Annotated in this window: 15 protein-coding genes; 5 read left to right on the top strand and 10 right to left on the bottom strand. The window is 73.4% G+C overall.

What is annotated here, in order from left to right; all coding sequences use genetic code 11:
• The first annotated feature begins 230 nt into the window (after window positions 1–230).
• The 3 genes from ACRAS8_RS18380 (at window position 231) to ACRAS8_RS18370 (ending at window position 2,529) form a co-directional block, all read left to right on the top strand.
• Window positions 231–890, top strand: a complete 660-nt coding sequence (locus ACRAS8_RS18380) for a response regulator (protein WP_438487127.1) — start codon at window positions 231–233, stop codon at window positions 888–890.
• A gap of 126 nt (window positions 891–1,016) precedes the next feature.
• Window positions 1,017–1,433, top strand: coding sequence for a pyridoxamine 5'-phosphate oxidase family protein (locus tag ACRAS8_RS18375; protein ID WP_438487126.1), 417 nt, complete (start codon window positions 1,017–1,019; stop codon window positions 1,431–1,433).
• A 52-nt stretch (window positions 1,434–1,485) separates the two neighbouring features.
• Entirely contained in the window at window positions 1,486–2,529 is a 1,044-nt protein-coding gene (locus tag ACRAS8_RS18370; RefSeq protein WP_438487125.1) for a phosphotransferase, read from the top strand.
• Between the two features lie 46 nt (window positions 2,530–2,575).
• Here the strand turns inward: ACRAS8_RS18370 and ACRAS8_RS18365 are convergent, their stop codons facing one another.
• Window positions 2,576–4,240, bottom strand: a complete 1,665-nt coding sequence (locus ACRAS8_RS18365) for a protein kinase domain-containing protein (RefSeq protein WP_438487124.1) — start codon at window positions 4,238–4,240, stop codon at window positions 2,576–2,578.
• A 313-nt stretch (window positions 4,241–4,553) separates the two neighbouring features.
• On the opposite strand from ACRAS8_RS18365, the gene ACRAS8_RS18360 reads away from it, so the two are divergent.
• Window positions 4,554–6,209: a protein kinase domain-containing protein gene (locus ACRAS8_RS18360; protein ID WP_438487123.1), complete on the top strand. Its 1,656-nt coding sequence runs from the start codon at window positions 4,554–4,556 to the stop codon at window positions 6,207–6,209.
• An 83-nt stretch (window positions 6,210–6,292) separates the two neighbouring features.
• Here the strand turns inward: ACRAS8_RS18360 and ACRAS8_RS18355 are convergent, their stop codons facing one another.
• From ACRAS8_RS18355 to pdhA, 9 genes are all read right to left on the bottom strand, one after another.
• Window positions 6,293–6,853, bottom strand: coding sequence for a bacterial proteasome activator family protein (locus ACRAS8_RS18355; RefSeq protein WP_438487122.1), 561 nt, complete (start codon window positions 6,851–6,853; stop codon window positions 6,293–6,295).
• A gap of 247 nt (window positions 6,854–7,100) precedes the next feature.
• The gene (locus ACRAS8_RS18350; protein WP_438487121.1) at window positions 7,101–7,922 is read right to left on the bottom strand and encodes a hypothetical protein; all 822 of its coding nucleotides are present in this window, start codon (window positions 7,920–7,922) and stop codon (window positions 7,101–7,103) included.
• 141 nt (window positions 7,923–8,063) lie between these two features.
• A complete protein-coding gene (locus ACRAS8_RS18345) occupies window positions 8,064–9,041 on the bottom strand; it encodes an NAD(P)H-quinone oxidoreductase (protein ID WP_438487120.1) in 978 nt (325 codons plus the stop codon).
• Between the two features lie 109 nt (window positions 9,042–9,150).
• Window positions 9,151–10,290, bottom strand: coding sequence for a potassium channel family protein (locus ACRAS8_RS18340; protein ID WP_438487119.1), 1,140 nt, complete (start codon window positions 10,288–10,290; stop codon window positions 9,151–9,153).
• Entirely contained in the window at window positions 10,287–11,819 is a 1,533-nt protein-coding gene (locus tag ACRAS8_RS18335) for a molybdopterin molybdotransferase MoeA (protein WP_438487118.1), read from the bottom strand. Before ACRAS8_RS18335 ends, ACRAS8_RS18340 begins: the two co-directional genes overlap by 4 nt.
• Window positions 11,816–12,730 carry an NTP transferase domain-containing protein gene (locus tag ACRAS8_RS18330; protein ID WP_438487117.1) on the bottom strand — a complete coding sequence of 305 codons (915 nt, stop codon included), beginning with the start codon at window positions 12,728–12,730 and terminating at the stop codon, window positions 11,816–11,818. The genes ACRAS8_RS18335 and ACRAS8_RS18330 overlap by 4 nt, the downstream gene beginning before the upstream one ends.
• Window positions 12,731–12,824: 94 nt before the next feature.
• Window positions 12,825–14,213 carry a dihydrolipoamide acetyltransferase family protein gene (locus ACRAS8_RS18325; protein WP_438487116.1) on the bottom strand — a complete coding sequence of 463 codons (1,389 nt, stop codon included), beginning with the start codon at window positions 14,211–14,213 and terminating at the stop codon, window positions 12,825–12,827.
• Complete coding sequence (locus tag ACRAS8_RS18320) at window positions 14,213–15,247, bottom strand: alpha-ketoacid dehydrogenase subunit beta (protein ID WP_438487115.1); 1,035 nt, start codon at window positions 15,245–15,247, stop codon at window positions 14,213–14,215. Before ACRAS8_RS18320 ends, ACRAS8_RS18325 begins: the two co-directional genes overlap by 1 nt.
• The gene (pdhA, locus tag ACRAS8_RS18315) at window positions 15,244–16,437 is read right to left on the bottom strand and encodes a pyruvate dehydrogenase (acetyl-transferring) E1 component subunit alpha (RefSeq protein WP_438487114.1); all 1,194 of its coding nucleotides are present in this window, start codon (window positions 16,435–16,437) and stop codon (window positions 15,244–15,246) included. The genes ACRAS8_RS18320 and pdhA overlap by 4 nt, the downstream gene beginning before the upstream one ends.
• A 250-nt stretch (window positions 16,438–16,687) precedes the next feature.
• Here pdhA and ACRAS8_RS18310 point away from each other — a divergent pair, with 250 nt between their 5' ends.
• Window positions 16,688–17,221, top strand: coding sequence for an Lrp/AsnC family transcriptional regulator (locus ACRAS8_RS18310; RefSeq protein ID WP_438487113.1), 534 nt, complete (start codon window positions 16,688–16,690; stop codon window positions 17,219–17,221).
• Window positions 17,222–17,255 lie beyond the last annotated feature (34 nt).

Genomic DNA, 17,255 nt, shown 5'->3' with positions numbered 1-17,255 from the left:
CGGCCGGATCCGGGTGGAACAAAGCGCCCCGGAGTGGCCTGCTCATTGCACGTTACCCATTGTCAAAGCCGAAGTGGAAATGGCGCTGACCTGCGATTTTGCTTGGATTTCCAAGTAAAACGCGAAGGCTGGGAACAACTCCTGGTCACAGCGTTGCAGGCCGCCGGGACAACGGCACGTTATATCGGTGACCCGGAGCACGGGAAGAGTTGATGTGTGAGACTGGAGAGGTGCGCGAAGACGGAAAAATCACTGTTTTCCTGCTCGATGACCACGAAGTGGTACGGCGGGGCGTCCACGAAATGCTGTCGGTCGAGGAGGACATCGAGGTGGTCGGCGAGGCCGGCACCGCGGCCGATGCCCTGGTCAGGATCCCTGCGACGCGTCCGGACGTGGCCGTGCTGGACGTCCGGCTCCCGGACGGCAGCGGCGTCGAGGTGTGCCGCGAGATCCGCGCGCAGAACGAGGACATCAAATGCCTGATGCTCACCTCGTTCGCCGATGACGAGGCCCTGTTCGACGCGATCATGGCCGGTGCGTCCGGTTATGTCCTCAAGGCGATCCGGGGCAGCGAACTGCTCTCCGCGGTCCGCGACGTGGCGGCCGGGAAGTCGCTGCTCGACCCGGTGGCCACCGCCCGGGTCCTGGAACGGCTCCGCGACGGCAGCGCCGCGAAGGGCGACGACCGGCTGGCCAACCTCACCGAGCAGGAACGCAAGATCCTCGATCTGATCGGCGAGGGGCTGACCAACCGCGCCATCGGCGAGCGGCTCCATCTCGCCGAAAAGACGATCAAGAATTACGTCTCCAGCCTGCTCTCCAAGCTCGGCATGGAACGCCGCTCGCAGGCCGCCGCCTATGTCGCCCGGATGCAGGCCGAAAGGCGCTGACCTGGCGGAAAATCCCTGGTCCCGGCCGTGGAGGCGGTTGTTCCGCGGCGGGAAAGGGACCAACGTCCCGCCCACCGGGGGCGGCCGTCCCTATCCGCCGCCGCGCCGGACGGGCAGGGTGTTTCCATGCCCACCGACGTCTTCCGCGCCATCGAGCTGCTGAGCAGGACCCCTTACGGCCGGGTGTCGGCCAGCCGGCGGGCGCTCCCCTTCACCACCGTCACCCGGCACCTCGTCGCCGACGACCGCGTCATCCTGCGGCTGCACCGCGGCTACGACTACCACCGAGCGCTGGACGGCAGCGTCGTCGCGTACGAGGCGGACAACGTCAACTGCGGTGCCCAGGACACCTGGTCCGTGCAGTTCACCGGCACCGCCCGGGTCATCGAGCCCACCCCGGCCGAGCGGGCGCTGTTCGGCCGCACCCCGCGGCTGGCCGACGGGGAGCCGTACGACCCGGTCTTCCTGCGGATCGAGCCGGAGTTCGTGACGCTGCATCACCTCACGGATGTCCCGGTCTTCGGATATGCACACCCTCTGTAAGGCTTTCCGGGACACCCACTCCGCTGGGCGACGTTGATCTAACATCTGGCGCGTGCTGCGCTCATCTGTAGTCCGGTCGGCGACGACGCCCGACCGCGACACCCTCGGATCCCTGCTGCGCCACTACGACAGCGCCGGGGCACCGCTGTCCTGCGAGCCGGTCGCCGAGGGGCTGCTCAACCACGGCTACTTCCTCGCCACCACACGCGGCCGCTACTTCCTCAAACACCACCTCGACGGCGACCGCGCCGCCCTCGCCCGCCAGCACCGCGCCACCCGCCGCCTCGCCGGCCGCGGCCTGCCGGTCGTCCCGCCCGTCACCGGGGCGGACGGGCGGACCTTCACCGTGCTGGACGGCCGCTGCTACGCCCTGCATCCCTGGATCGAGGGGCGGCACCTGAGCGGCGGGGAGCTGACCACCGGTCAGTCCCGGCGGCTGGGCGCCCTGCTCGGGCGCGTCCACACCACGCTGGAGCAGGTCATGGCCGATGAGCCGGTGCCGCCGCGGCCGCCCGGCACGGACGCCGCCGCCGACCCCGAGCGGACCTTCGAGACGATCGACGAACTGCTGGCGCTGGCCCGCGGCGCCCGGCCGCGCACCAGCTTCGACGAGCTCGCCGAGCACCGCCTCCTGGAGCGCCGGGCCCTGCTGGAGCGGCAGGCGCACCGCCGCCCGGCCCCCGGCGCGGAGCCCGCGGCGGGCTGGGTACACGGCGACTTCCACCCGCTGAACGTGCTCTACCGCCGCGCCGAACCGGCCGCGATCGTCGACTGGGACCGGCTGGGCGTCCAGCCCCGCGCCGAGGAGGCGGTACGGGCCGCAGCGATCTTCTTCGTCCGCCCCTGCGGGACGCTGGACCTGGCGAAGGTCGCCGCGTACGCGAGCGCCTACCGCGGGGTATGTGGAGCCGGTGCCGAGGAGCTGGCCGCGGCCGTGCACCGGGTCTGGTGGGAGCGGCTGAACGACTTCTGGATGCTCGCCTGGCGCTACCGGCTCGGCGACCGGCGCACCGATCCGCAGTTCCCCGCGGCGGCCGCGCTGGCGGTGTGGTGGACCCGCGCCTACCCCACCGTGCGGAGGGCGTTCACGGGCTGACGCGGGCTGGATGAGTGAGTCCGAAGTCCCGCCCGCGGGCTTCCGGTCAGCCTCCGGTCGCGCCGCCCAGCGGCGTGGAGCCGCCGGTGTTGGAGCCGCTGGACGTGCCGCCGTTGTTCGTTCCGCCCGTGTTCGTGCCGCCGGTGTTCGTCCCGCCGTTGGTGGTACCACCGTTGGTGGTGCCGCCGTCGGTGGTGCCCCCGCTGGTCGTCCCGCCGTCCGTCGTCCCGCCGTCGGTGGTGCCGCCGTTGGTCGTGCCACCGGTGGAGCTGGTCGGCGGCTGGGAGGTCGGCGGCTGCGAGCTGGGCGGCTCGGACGACGGCGGTGTGCTGGGCTCGCGGCTCGGGCGGTGGCTGTAGGTGTTCCCGCCGCCGCTGGTGCCGCCCGGGTACGTCTCCGGGGTGCTCGGCTCGTCCGTCGGCGGCTCGGTGGTCTCGTCGGACTTCGACGGCGAGGGGGAGTGCGTGACCTTCTGCCTGGTGTTGTGCTCGGGGCCGCTCTTGTGCTGCAGCGCGAAGGCAACGCCCACGCCGATCGCGATCAGCGCCAGCACGGCGATCAGCCAGACCTTGCCGCGGCCACCCTTGGCCTGGCGGTACCCGCCCTCGAAACCGCCGTCGTCGTCCCGCATACCGGGCGTCAGCATCGGCTGTGCCGTGGTCTGCCCGGCGTCGGGGTGGGACAGCGCGGTCGTCTCGGCGACCCCGCCGCGCAGGGCCATGGTGTGCCCGCCCTCGGGCAGCGCGACCGGGCCGGTGTTCCAGGTGCCGGTGTGGCCGCCCTGCTCGTGCAGCATCTGCAGGGAGTACTGGACCAGGCCGCGCATCTCCTCGGCGGTCTGGAAACGGTCGTCGGGGTCCTTGGCCAGCGACCGCATGACCAGACCGTCCAGCTCCGGCGGCACCGCGTCGGCGACCTGGGAGGGCGGCACCGGCATGTCCTGGACGTGCTGGTAGACGACCGAGAGCGGGGTCTCGCCGGTGAACGGCGGCCGCTGCGCGAGGAGTTCGTAGAGCAGGCAGCCGGTGGCGTAGAGGTCGGAGCGGGTGTCGACGGTCTTGCCGAGCGCCTGCTCCGGGGAGAGGTACTGCGGGGTGCCCATGACCATGCCGGTCTGCGTCATGGTCGACTGCGCGCCGTGCAGGGCGCGGGCGATGCCGAAGTCCATCACCTTCACGGCGCCGCTGTTGGTGATGATCACGTTCGCGGGCTTGATGTCGCGGTGCACGATGCCGTGCTGGTGGCTGTAGGCCAGCGCCTCCAACACCCCGGAGACGATGATCAGCGCCTGGTCCGGCGGCGGGGCCTCGGCGTTCAGCAGCAGATCGCGGATGGTGTGGCCCTCGACCAGCTCCATCACGATGTACGGCACGGTGTTGCCGCCGACGAAGTCCTCGCCCGAGTCGTACACGGCGACCACCGCGTGGTGGTTCAGGCCGGCCACGGACTGTGCCTCGCGGGTGAAGCGGGCCTTGGACACCGGGTCCTCGGCGAGGTCGGCGCGGAGCAGCTTCACGGCGACGGTGCGGCCCAGGCGCACGTCCTCGGCGGCGAACACCTCCGCCATGCCGCCGCGGCCCAGCCGGCGCGTCAGCCGGTAGCGGCCGTCGCCGACCAGCCCGCCGTTGCCCCACATCTCCGGTGCGTCCGGGACGTTGGAGCCGTTGGCGTCAGGATCGGACGGCCCCTGGGGGCGCTGCGTCGGTGCCATCGGTCCTCGCCGTCGAATCGATCCGCGTTACAGCGGTAAGGTCTCGGTCTTCGCTAGAGCACGCTACAGGTTCTGCGGCACCCACCGGTCCGTGGTGGACCGGCCATCAAACCTTCCTCTTCCCAAGAGCCGCAAGTTCACCCGGGGTGACCGGGGGTGCGGAAGCCCTGACGACCGTGACCGGATCTTGCACATCTGGTCACGGAACGGGCACACGGCTTGACGTGTCCGTGGCCTGGGGCAGACTTGGCTGCGGAAATCCGGATTTTGATCGCTGGACATACGGGCTGTACGCCCAGGGGGACGCGGAACGATGAGCCAGGACGGCGCTCAGGGCCAATTCGAGGGCCGTTCGGTCGGCGGTGGACGTTACCAGCTTCGTGATCTTCTCGGTGCCGGCGGCATGGCGTCGGTGCACCTCGCCTACGACTCGGTGCTGGACCGCGAGGTCGCGATCAAGACGCTGCACACCGAGCTCGGCCGCGAGCAGGCGTTCCGCGAGCGCTTCCGGCGCGAGGCGCAGTCAGTGGCGAAGCTCACGCACACCAACATCGTCTCGGTCTTCGACTCCGGCGAGGACGAGCTCGACGGCGGCATGGTGCCGTACATCATCATGGAGTACGTCTCCGGCCAGCCGCTGCGTTCCGTGCTCGACGGCGACATCGCCCAGCACGGCGCGATGCCGACGGAAAAGGCGCTGAAAATCACCGCCGACGTGCTCGCCGCCCTGGAGGCGAGCCACGAGATGGGCCTGGTCCACCGGGACATCAAGCCGGGCAACGTCATGATGACCAAGCGCAACGTCGTCAAGGTCATGGACTTCGGCATCGCCCGCGCCATGCAGTCCGGCGTGACCTCGATGACGCAGACCGGCATGGTCGTCGGCACCCCGCAGTACCTCTCGCCCGAGCAGGCGCTGGGCCGCGGCGTGGACGCCCGCTCCGACCTGTACTCGGTCGGCATCATGCTCTTCGAGCTGCTGACCGGTCAGCTGCCCTTCGACGCTGACTCCCCGCTGGCCATCGCCTACGCCCACGTCCAGGAAGAGCCGCCGGTCCCGTCGAGCATCAACCGCTCGCTGCCGCCGGCGGTGGACGCGCTGGTGGCCCGCGCGCTGAAGAAGAACCCCAACGAACGGTTCCCCACCGCCGAGGCGATGCGGGACGAGTGCCTGCGGATCGCCGGGTCCGGGCAGTCCGGGGCGACACCGCTGATCATCAGCGAGGGGCCGCGGGCCCGCACCAGCGGCGCCTCGGTCTCCTCCGGGGTGTTCCCCACCGCCTCCGGCAATCCGCAGACCCCGGCGCCGCCGAACGTCCAGCAGCCGTACCAGCCGACGCAGGCGGCCTTCGGCCCCTCGACGCCGCCGCCGGTGAACAACGCCTACCCGACGCCCGCCCCGGGCCCGGTGCCCACGCCCGCGCCGTTCGCCGGCGGCGGCTTCCAGGCCCCGCCGCCGCCCTTCCCCGGGCCGCCCGCGCCGGTGACGGCGTCCATGCCGCCGGCCCGGCCGCGGAAGAACAACGGCCCGGTGATCATCGTCTCGGCGGTGGTGGGCGTGATCGTGGTGACCGCGATCGCGATCGGCATCGGGCTGAGCGCCGGGAGCGACGACGGTGGCGGCAGCGACGGCCCGACGTCCGCGTACTCCTCCTCCCCGTCGTCCACCGCCAGCGTGCGGCCCGAGGACAAGACGGCGACGATCCAGAGCACCGAGTGCACCAACCCGACGCCGAGCTATTCCCAGAAGGGCAAGGTCCTCTTCCCCAACTTCAAGTTCAAGAACCTGGAGTCGGTCGAGGCGTGCATCAGGGCCGCCGGCTGGCGGTACAAGGTGGTCCGGGAGGAGAACAACGCGCTCTGGGCCAAGAACACCGTGACGGACCAGACCCCGGCGGCCGTCAGCTGGTGGGATCCCCGCAGCAACGACACCATCGAGCTGACCATCTCGTCGGGCCACGGCAACTGACGGCTGCGGCGCCCTGACAGCGGAGGGGCCGGCACGCGCACTGCGTGCCGGCCCCTCCGGCCGTTACGGGCGTTGCGTCACGATCAGAGGTACGGGCCCGAGCGGGCGCCGCCCTGACCGGGCTGCTCCTGATGACCCTCCAGGGGGGCGCCGGGCGGCAGTGCGCGGCGCATCTGCTCCAGCTGGGCGCGGGCGGCCATCTGCTGGGCGAAGAGGGCGGTCTGGATGCCGTGGAAAAGCCCCTCGAGCCAGCCGACCAGCTGCGCCTGGGCGATCCGCAGCTCGGCCTCGGTCGGCACCGACTCGTCGGTGAAGGGCAGCGAGAGCCGCTCCAGCTCCTCGACCAGTTCGGGCGCCAGCCCGTCCTCCAGCTCCTTGACCGAGCTGGCGTGGATCTCCTTGAGGCGCACCCGGCTCGCCTCGTCGAGGGGGGCGGCCTTCACCTCTTCCAGCAGCTGCTTGATCATGCTGCCGATGCGCATGACCTTCGCAGGCTGCTCGACCATGTCCGTCACCGGAACCTCACGGGGCTCCTCGCCCTCGTCCCCGCCACCGGAGCCGGCGCTGCCGAGCGCCATGCCGTCCGGGCCGACAACCAGGACGTGCTGGTTCTCCTGCGACCGTTCGTTCATCGGCATATCCATGCCGCCATTCTCTCGTACGACAACTCCAGAACGGTGGTGCCCCTGTCAGAAGGTGATCCACCCTTTCAGGAGCAGCCCAGGAGCAGCGGGTCATCGCGGCGCTTCCGAAGGGGGCTGCCTGCCCGGCCCCCGGTCCTCACAGCGTGCTGTTTCACGTGAAACCGCGCCCTTCTCTCGTTCCGCGGAGAACGTGAGGTCAGGCCGTTTCACGTGAAACACCGGCTCTTCGTTTCACGTGAAACGGGCCTCAGCGGCGCCGCAGCCGAAGGCCGAGGAAGGCGAGCCCCAGACCCGTGAGCGCCATCCCGGCACCCATCGGAAGCACCCGCTCGACCCGGGCCCCCGGAGCGTCGAGAGCGTAGGGGCCGGCCGCCGGATCCGGACCGGCCACGGTGCTGTCGGGTTTCGGCCGGGGGACGGGCGCCGGCGCCTGCCGATGCGGACTCGGAGCGGGGCCCTCCGCGAGGTCACGGGGACGCGAGGGGGACGGCGGCGCCGTGTCGGGCGGAGCCCGGTGGTGCTTCGGCGCGGCCGAGGGAGCGCTGTGGTGCGGCCTCGGCGCGGGACGGCGGGGCGGCAGCTGCATGGGGTCGGCGGCCGGGGTGCTCGGCGGCTCGGACGGATCGGAAGTGTCCGCGTAGTCGTCCAGCATGCTGTCATCAGGGTCCGGGACGGGGTCCGCGCGCCAGAAGAAGGAGGGGCCGAACGGGTGATGCCGGTGAGGGTGCCGTGGGACGTGGCGGAACGCGCCGACGTGGCGGTGCGCGAAGCCGGGCAGGGCACCGGTGAGGCGGAGGAGGCGGTCCGGCAGGTCCCGCAGGCCGTCGATGCCGGGAACGTCCGGCAGCCGGTCGGGCACGCCGGGAAGGTCCGGGTACAGCCGCGCCAGACGCTCCGCGGGCAGAGGGACGTCCACCGCGTAGGCGTCGGGGAACTCGTCGGGGCGGGCGGCCGGGGTGGCCTTGTGATCCACGGCCAGCGCAGGTCCGGCGATCATGGAGACGGGCAGGGCGGCGGCGACCACCAGCAGACTTGCGGCGATGCGCGTACGGAATCCTGGAGCGACCACGGTGCCCCTCCCGTGCCGAGCCGTCGAGTGACGTGCCCAGCGTCACACGGCGGGTGAACCGCGGCATCTCGGGCCGGTCCGCCGGGGGACCGGCCGACACGGGGAGGGGCGAGGGCCCCGGAGGCGACGGGCGGCGGCCGCTCAGACCGTCAGGATGACCTTGCCGAAGTGGCTGCTCGCGTCGAGGACGCGGTGTGCCTCGGCGGCCTCCGCCATCGGCAGGGTGCGGTCCACGATCGGGCGGACCTGTCCGTTGCCGATCAGCGGCCAGACGTGCTCCCGGACGGCGGCGACGATGGCCGACTTCTCGCTGACCGGGCGGGCCCGCAGTCCGGTGCCGGTGATCGCGGCGCGCTTGGAGATCAGCGCGGCGAGGTTGAGCTCGGCCTTCACGCCACCCTGCAGCCCGATGATCGCCAGCCGGCCGGCGACCGCCAGGGCCTTGACGTTCCGCTGGAGGTACTTGGCGCCGATGATGTCGAGGATGACGTCCGCGCCCCTGCCCTCGGTGGCCTTGCGGATCTCCTGGACGAAGTCCTGCTCGCGGTAGTCGATGAGGATGTCGGCGCCCAACTCCGCACAGCGGGCCAGCTTTTCGGGACCGCCCGCGGTCACCGCGACCCGCGCGCCGACCGCCTTGGCGAGCTGGATCGCCATGGTGCCGATGCCGCTGGCGCCGCCGTGGACCAGCAGGGTCTCGCCGGGCCGCAGGTGCGCGATCATGAAGACGTTCGACCAGACGGTGCAGGCCACTTCGGGGAGCGCGGCGGCGGTGACGAGGTCGATGCCGGGCGGCAGCGGCAGCACCTGGCCGGCCGGCACGGCGACCTTCTCGGCGTACCCGCCGCCCGACAGCAGCGCACACACCTCGTCGCCGACCGCCCAGCCGTGCACGCCCGGGCCGACCGCGGCGATCCGCCCCGCGCACTCCAGACCGGGGTACGGGGAGGCGCCGGGCGGCGGATCGTAGAAGCCCTGGCGCTGGAGCAGGTCGGCGCGGTTCACGGCGCTGGCCGCGACCTCGATCAGGACCTCGCCCTCGGCGGGCTGCGGATCGGGCACTTCGGCCCAGACGAGGGCTTCGGGGCCACCGGGCTCGGGGATGGTGATCGCTCGCATGGGCGCGAGGCTACTCGCCGACCGGCCACGGAGCGAAAGGGCGGGGCATGCCTCTACTGCCGGTCACGGCCCGCCGCGTCCGGTCGCCGGCGCCCCGCCCGACCGCCCGTCAGTCGTCCGCCGGGCGCATGGGGGAGACCGCGGTGCCGGGCAACGTCGGCCTGGCGGACGGCTTTCCGGAGGCGGCGGGCTCTTCCGCCGGGGCGGCGCGGACGATGGTGATCAGACGGTCCGCGGCCTGCAGCGGGCTCGCCTCGGGATGGTCGTAGCCCAGCAGCCGGTGGCCGCGCAGGACGGAGACGACCAGGTCGTCGGTCTCCCGGACGGACTTGCCGACCTCGGCCTTGACCACCGGCCGTTCCACCAGGTCCAGTCCGCTGCCCTGCTGGATCAGGTCCTCCATGACGGCGCCCGCGCTCGGGCTGTGCACCGAGAGGCCCAGCAGCCGGCCGGCCGCGCTGGCCGAGGTGATCACCGCGTCGGCACCGGACTGCCGCAGCAGCGGCGCGTTCTCCTCCTCCCGCACCGCGGCGACGATGTTGGCGCGCTTGTTGAGCTGACGCGCGGTCAAGGAGACGAGGACGGCGGTGTCGTCGCGCTGGGTGGCGATGACGACCTGGTGCGCGCGCTGGATCTCGGCCCGCAGCAGCACATCGCTGCGGGTCGCGTCGCCGACCACGCCGGCGAAGCCCTCGGACACCGCGGACTCGACGACCTTGGTGCTGGGATCGACGACGACGATGCGGTCCCGCGGCAGGCCGGTGGCCCGCAGGGTCTGCGCGGCGGACCGGCCCTTGGTTCCGTAGCCGACGATGACGGTGTGATCGCGCAAGGCGTTTCTCCAGCGTGTCAGTTTCCACTGCTCGCGGGTGCGCTCGGTCAGGACCTCCAGCGTGGTGCCGACCAGGATGATCAGGAACAGCACGCGCAGCGGCGTGACCAGCAGGATGTTCAGCAGCCGGGCGCCGGGGCTGTGGGGGACGATGTCGCCGTAGCCCGTGGTGGAGAGCGTGACGGTGGCGTAGTAGACGCAGTCGAGCAGGTCGAGGGGGCCACCGGCGTTGTCGTGGTAGCCGTCGCGGTCGATCCAGACGATGAGGACCGTCGCGACGAGGACCAACAGGGCCATCATCAGCCGCCGGGCGACCTGCCGTATCGGTGCCTTCGGGGTGCGGCGGGGCAGTATCACCCGGTGGGAGCGGTCCTCGGCGACCTCGCGTGCCGCGGCGTCGTGGGACGGGAGCTTCACTCAGCGCCTCCGGAGGAAGCCGCCGGGTCGTAGGAGGTGTCCGGGGGCGGCCAGCCCGCCGACCAGCCCGCCGGCCAGGGCAGTTCGAGGAGTTCGACCTCGGTGCCGCGCTCCGCGCCGCCGGGCGGGACGACGGCCATCGCGTCGGCGGCGGCGATCCCGCGCAGCATGGCGGGCCCGTGGAAGTGCAGCGGCGAGGCCACCAGCCCGTGCCGGTCATCGTCGCGGTACGCCACCGGGACGAGCCGGGTGTCCTGCGGATGCCCCACGGCCGCGGCGGCCAGCGGCACCCGGTACGGCGCGGCGGGGCGGCGGGCGGCGAGCGTGCGGAGCAGCGGTTCGGCGAGGGTGAGCAGGCCGGACACCGCGGCCAGCGGGTTGCCCGGGAGGCCGACGAGGTGCCGGCGCGGGGCGAGGCGGGCCAGCAGCATGGGGTGGCCGGGGCGCACCGCCACACCGTCCACCAGGAGCTCCGCGCCGAGCCGCCGGAGGGTGGGGTGCACGTGGTCGACCGGCCCGGAGGCGGTGCCGCCGGTGGTGACGACCAGGTCGGCGGTGGAGACGGCCAGGGCGTCGTGGAGCGCGTCGGCATCGTCGCCGAGGTGGCGCGGGGCGGCCGTCTCGGCGCCCAGGGCCCGCAGCCAGGGCACCAGCATCGGGCCGAGCGCGTCGCGGATCCGGCCGCCCTCGGGAAGTCCGCTGCGCAGTAGCTCGTCGCCGAGGACGAACACCTCGACGCGGGGCCGAGGGTGGACGGAGAGCTCGTCGTAGCCGGCCGCGGCGGCCAGGCCGAGGACCGCGGGGGTCACCGGCGTGCCGGCGGGCAGCAGGTGGTCGCCGCAGCGGCACTCCTGGCCGCGCGGGCGGATGTCCTGGCCCGGCGGCACCGGCCGTGGCGCGTACAACCGGGCCCGGCCGTCGGGGAGTTCGAGGATCTCGCCGTGTTCGCTGCGGAGCACGGCGGTGGCGCCGGCCGGGATACGGGCTCCGGTGGCGATGGGGAGCGCATGGCCGTCGGGGAGTGCCGCGGGGGTGTCGCGACCGGCGAGGATGCCGGTCTCCGGGCCGCTTCCGGCGTCGTCCGGCGCGCGGTCGATGCGCCAGGGGCCGGGGCCGGCGACCGCCCAGCCGTCCATCGCCGAGGTGTCGAACGACGGCAGGTCGGTGAGGGCCACCAGGGGAGCGGCGAGGGTGCGGCCGAGGGCGTCGGCGAGCTCGGCCGGGCCGGGGCCGGGCGGCTCGTGCAGCGCGTGTTCGGCGCGCTCGCGGGCCGTGCGCCACGAGATGGCCTGGTGGCCGGCGGAGCGACTGCCGGTGCCGGCGGGGCGGCCCGGATCGGCGCCGGCGCCCGCTTCGCCACCGGAGCGAGGCGCTCCGCCGTGGTCGGCGGAGTGGGCACCGGTCGCGGCGGCGCCCGGCGGCTGGTCGGCGGGCCCGGGTCGGCGGGGGCCGGGTGCGACGCCGTTGGCCAGGGCGAGTGCGTCGGCGAAGTCGTCGCCGAACGGGTCGCCGCGCTCCCTGTCGGTCATTCCGCGGGCCGCGCTTCGTCCGCCGGGCCACCGGAACCGGCCGCCCGCGCCGCGGCGGCCTCCTCGGCGGCGGCTTCGGCCGCCCAGCGCTCGGCCAGCGCGCCGATCTGCCGCGACAGCTCCGCCACGTCGCGGTCCTGCCGGCCCGCCGCGTAGCCGATCAGAAAGGTCGTCAGCGGCGCGGCCGGGCGGGCCACGCCGTGCGCCGCGTCCCGCGCGAGGTCGAGAAGTGCCGCCGTGTCGACATCGAGGTCGATGCCGAGTTCGGCCTTGACTGCGGTGATCCATTCGTCCAGCACGTGTCCATGCTCCCTGATCCGGGCGCGCGCCGTGCCGAGGTCCTCCCAGGTGTCGCAGTCGAAGGACGCCGTGGACGTGGGATCGGGGACGCGGACGAGCGCCAGCGCGGACAGCAGGGGGCGCAGCGGCAGGCCGGTCAGGGTGCCGTGGGCGGTCCGCAGCCGGTCCAGTGCGCGGCGCAGCGGCGCCGAGCGGTAGGCGGCCACCAGCGGCTGGTCCCGCCCTTCGGCGTCGCGCAACAGCGCCCCGTCCCGGGACGGGTCACCGCCGGCGGCCGCCGCCTCCAGGAGGGCACGCACCGTGCCGGCCGTCAGGAACGGCAGATCGGCGGAGAGGACCAGCACCGTGGGGGCGGTGGTGTGCCGCAGTCCGGCGTCGAGCGCGGCGAGCGGGCCGCCGCCGGGTGGGTCTTCGAGAGCCTGGACCACGGGGCGCACGGTCGGGCGGGCGGGGCCGACGACGACGCTGACCGCCGCGCCGGGACAGGCGGCCAGGACGCGGTCCAGCAGGGCGCGGCCGCCGACCGGAAGGGCGGGTTTGTCCGCCCCGCCGAGCCGTCGGGCCGCGCCACCGGCCAACACGATGGCGTCGTGGTCGGTGTGGTCGTTCACCCCTTGAGTATGGCCGGGGCGGCGCGCTCACACCGCCGGCGGGCGCCTTCGTTTCACGTGAAACCCGTCCGCCGTCGTTTCACGTGAAACGACGTCACAGCGAGCGCAGCAGCAGCGCGGGCCGCTCCACGCAGTCGGCCACAAACCGCAGGAAGCCGCCCGCCGTACCGCCGTCGCACACCCGGTGGTCGAAGGTGAACGAGAGCTGGACCACCTGCCGGACCGCCAACTCCCCTTCGTGCACCCAGGGTTTGGCGGCGATCCGGCCGACGCCGAGCATTGCCGCCTCGGGGTGGTTGAGGATCGGCGTGGAGCCGTCGACCCCGAAGACGCCGTAGTTGTTGAGGGTGAACGTGCCGTGCGACAGATCGGCGGGGGAGAGCCTGCCGGCCCGCGCGGCCTCGGTGAGCCGGGCCATCTCGGCGGACAGCTGCTCGGCCGTGCGGTCCTGGGCGTCCCGGACGACCGGCACCACCAGGCCGCGGTCGGTCTGCGCCGCGAAACCCAGATGGACCGCGGACAGCCGGACGATCTCCTGGGCGGCGGTGTCGACGGTGGCGTTGAGCTCGGGGAAGCGGGCGAGCGCGGCCGTGCAGATCCGGGCCAGCAGCGCCAGCAGCGACACCTTGGGGGCGCCGGGTGCGTTCATCGCCCGGCGGGCGGCGAGGAGTTCGGTGGCGTCGGCGTCCACCCAGCAGGTGGCGTCCGGGATCTCGCGGCGGCTGCGGCTGAACTTCTCGGCCGCCGCGCCGCGCAGGCCCTTGAGCGGGATCCGCTCCTCGCCGACAACGGGCGCGGTCGCCGCGGCGGCGGCAATGGGGCCGCCCGCGTCCCGGGCCCGGATCGCGGATTCGACGTCCGTGCGCAGGATGAGGCCGTCCCGCCCGGAGCCCCGTACCTCCCGCAGATCCAGGTCGTGTTCGCGGGCGATGCGGCGCACCAGCGGGGAGATGACGGCCACCGTGCGGGTGCCGTCGGCCGCCGCGGTGGCAGGGGCGGCCCCGCCGGCGGTGGCGCGGGGCGCGGGCTCGGCCGGCCGGGGCGCGGAGCCCTCCGCCGCACCCGGCAGGATCCTGCGCCGCCGGGCCGTGGCGGCGCTGGTGCCGTAGCCGACCAGGACGTTCCCCGAGCCGGCGTCCGTCGCCGCCTCTTCGGCGCCGGGAGCCGGGGGCGCCGGGGGCGGCGCCACGGCGGGGCCGGGACCGGCCGTTCCGTCTCCGGCGGGAGCGTCCGGCGCCGCGCCGACCGCGACCGTCACCAGGGGCGCCCCCACCGGGACCTCCACCCCCTCCGCACCGAAGCGGGCGGTGACCACCCCGCCGTACGGGCACGGCACCTCGACCATCGCCTTGGCGGTCTCGACCTCCACCACCGGCTGGTCGACGGCCACCACCTCGCCGACCTCGACCAGCCACCGCACGATCACCGCCTCGGTGAGGCCCTCCCCCAGGTCGGGCAGGGTGAACTCGCGCACCACGGCCATCACGCATCACGTCCTTCGGTCCAGCGCGACTCCCACTGGAGGCGGGCGACGGTGTCCAGGACCCGGTCCACACCGGGGAGGTGGTGCCGCTCCAGCATGGGCGGCGGATAGGGGATGTCGAAGCCGGCGACGCGCAGCACCGGCGCCTCCAGGTAGTGGAAGCAGCGCTCGGTGATCCGCGCGGCGATCTCGCCGCCGGGGCCGCCGAAGCCGGTGGACTCGTGGACGACGACGGCCCGGCCGGTGCGCCGCACGGACGCGCAGACCGTCTCGTCGTCGAACGGCACCAGGGTGCGCAGGTCGACGACCTCCAGATCCCAGCCCTCGGTACGGGCGGCCTCGGCGGCCTCCAGGCAGACGGGCAGCGACGGGCCGTAGGTGACGAGCGTGGCGCCGCTGCCGCGGCGGCGGATCTCGGCGCGGCCCAGGGGGGCGACGGGGGTGGGCGCGTCCGGGGACCAGTCGGACCTGGTCCAGTAGAGGCGCTTGGGTTCGAGGAAGACGACCGGGTCGTCGGAGGCGATGGCGGCGCGCAGCAGGCCGTAGGCGTCCTCGACGGTGGCGGGGGTGACGACCTGGAGGCCGGGAGTGGCGAGGTAGTACGCCTCGGAGGAGTCGCTGTGGTGCTCGACGCCGCCGATGCCCCCGCCGTAGGGGATGCGGATGGTCAGCGGCATGGGGACCGCGCCGCGGGTGCGGTTGCGCATCCGGGCGACATGGCTGACCAGCTGCTCGAACGCCGGGTAGGCGAAGGCGTCGAACTGCATCTCCACGACCGGCCGCAGCCCGTACATCGCCATCCCGACGGCGGTGCCCAGGATGCCGGCCTCGGCGAGCGGGGTGTCGCTGCAGCGGTCCTCGCCGAACTCCGCGGCCAGGCCGTCGGTGACCCGGAAGACGCCGCCCAGGGTGCCGACGTCCTCGCCCATGACATGGACGGCGGGGTCCTCGGCCATGGCGTCGCGCAGCGCACGGGTGAGCGCCTGCGCCATGGTGGCCGGTTTGCGCGCGGTGGGCGCGGTGGTGGTCGTCATGGCCTGGCCTCCTGGGCGGGGGTCGCGGTGCCCGTGGTGGTCTCGGGGTGTGCTTCGGCCTCGGCGGCCAGCTCGGCGCGCAACTGGGCGGCCTGGGCACGGAGTTGATCGGACTGCTCGGCGAAGACGTGATCGAAGAGGGCCATCGGGTCCAGCGGCGGGTCGGTGTGCATCCGCTCCCGGAGGTCGGCCGCGAGGCGTTCGGCCTCCTCCCGGGCGGCGCCGGCGAGTTCCTCGTCGAGCAGGCCGCGCGCGGTCAGCTCGCGCTCCAGGAGGGCTATCGGGTCGTGCGCCCGCCATGCCTCGACCTCGGCGTCGGTGCGGTAGCGGGTGGCGTCGTCGGCGTTGGTGTGGGCCTCGACGCGGTAGGTGACGGCCTCGACGAGGGTGGGGCCGCCGCCCTCGCGGGCCCGCCGCACGGCGTCGGTGAGGACCTCGTGCACCGCGGGGGCGTCGTTGCCGTCCACCAGGCGGCCGGGCATGCCGTAGCCGACCGCCTTGTGGGCCAGGCTCGGGGCGGCGGTCTGCTTGGCGAGCGGTACGGAGATCGCGAAGCCGTTGTTCTGCACGAGGAAGACGACCGGCGCCTGCCAGACGGCGGCGAAGTTGAGCGCCTCGTGGAAGTCGCCCTCGCTGGTGCCGCCGTCGCCGACCAGCGCCAGGGCGACCACGTCGTCGCCCTTGAGGCGGGCGGCGTGGGCCAGGCCCACGGCGTGCGGGAGCTGGGTGGCGAGCGGGGTGCACAGGGGGGCGACGCGGTGCTCGCGGGGGTCGTAGCCGGTGTGCCAGTCGCCGCGCAGGAGGGTCAGGGCCTGGACGGGGTCGAGGCCGCGGGCGACGGCGGCGAGGGTGTCGCGGTAGCTGGGGAAGAGCCAGTCCTGCTCTTCGAGGGCGAGCGCCGCGGCGACCTGGCAGGCTTCCTGGCCGGTGGACGAGGGATAGACCGCCAGGCGGCCCTGACGGGTCAGGGCGGTGGCCTGGGCGTTGTACCGACGGCCGCGCACCAGCTCGGTGTAGAGCCGCTTCAGCAGTCCGGCGTCGAGCCGGCGGGCGGCGTCCGTGCCCAGGAGGCGATACGGCTCGGCATCCGGCAGGAGGGGCGCGGGATCGACGCGCGGCCGCCAGGCGGGCGGCGGGCCGGCCGGACCACTGGTGTGCCTGCTGCTGCCGGGCTGCTCCAGGACCGTCATGACGGGCACCTCCTCGTCATCGAAGGGGTGGCGCGATGCGCCTCATGGGGTGGTGGGCGAGCTGGGTGCCGCCTCCCGGCGGTCGCCGGGAGGACGGGCGGGACGCGAACGCTCGGGGCGGGTGAGCCCTTCCCTACCGATTGTTCGGTCGCTGATGCATTTTGGCTACAGGCGGGTTCAGCCTGTGGACAAACGGTTCTCCACAGCTTGTGATGAAGGCAGGGAGTCCACAAAGGGGAGGCGGGAGCACATGCCGGAGGAACAGATGGCCAATCCGGGCGGGCAGCCGTCGGCGGCGCCCGCCCCGTCCGCTCCGGCCGCCCGGCCGCTGGACGCCGTCGACCGCGCCATCCTGCGCCTGCTGCGGACCGACGGCCGGGCCTCGATACGCTCCGTCGCCGAGCAGGTGCACGTCTCCCGCGCCAACGCCTACGCGCGGATCAACCGGCTGCTCGACGACGGCGTCATCCGCGGTTTCAGCGCCCTGATCGACCAGGAAAGGGCAGGTCAGGGCGCGTCCGCCTACATCACGCTGAAGATCGTGCAGAACTCCTGGCGGACCGTGCGCAAGCAGCTCACCGCGCTGCCCGGAACCGCCCACATCGCACTGGTCAGCGGGGACTTCGACGTGCTGCTGCTGGTGCACACCAAGGACAACCGCGAGCTGCGGGAGCTGGTACTGACCCGGATCCAGTCCATACCGGAGGTGCTGAGCACCCGCACCCTGCTGGTCTTCGAGGAGACGGACCTGGGACCTGAGGAAGAAGAGGGGTGCGGGGACTGAGGGGGCTGAGGGGGACCAAGGGACGCGGGAGGGA

Source organism: Streptomyces sp. S186 (genome assembly GCF_051603415.1).
Lineage (GTDB): Bacteria > Actinomycetota > Actinomycetes > Streptomycetales > Streptomycetaceae > Streptomyces.
The sequence above is the reverse complement of the archived record's forward strand: the minus strand, read 5'-3'. Positions and strand labels throughout refer to the sequence as shown.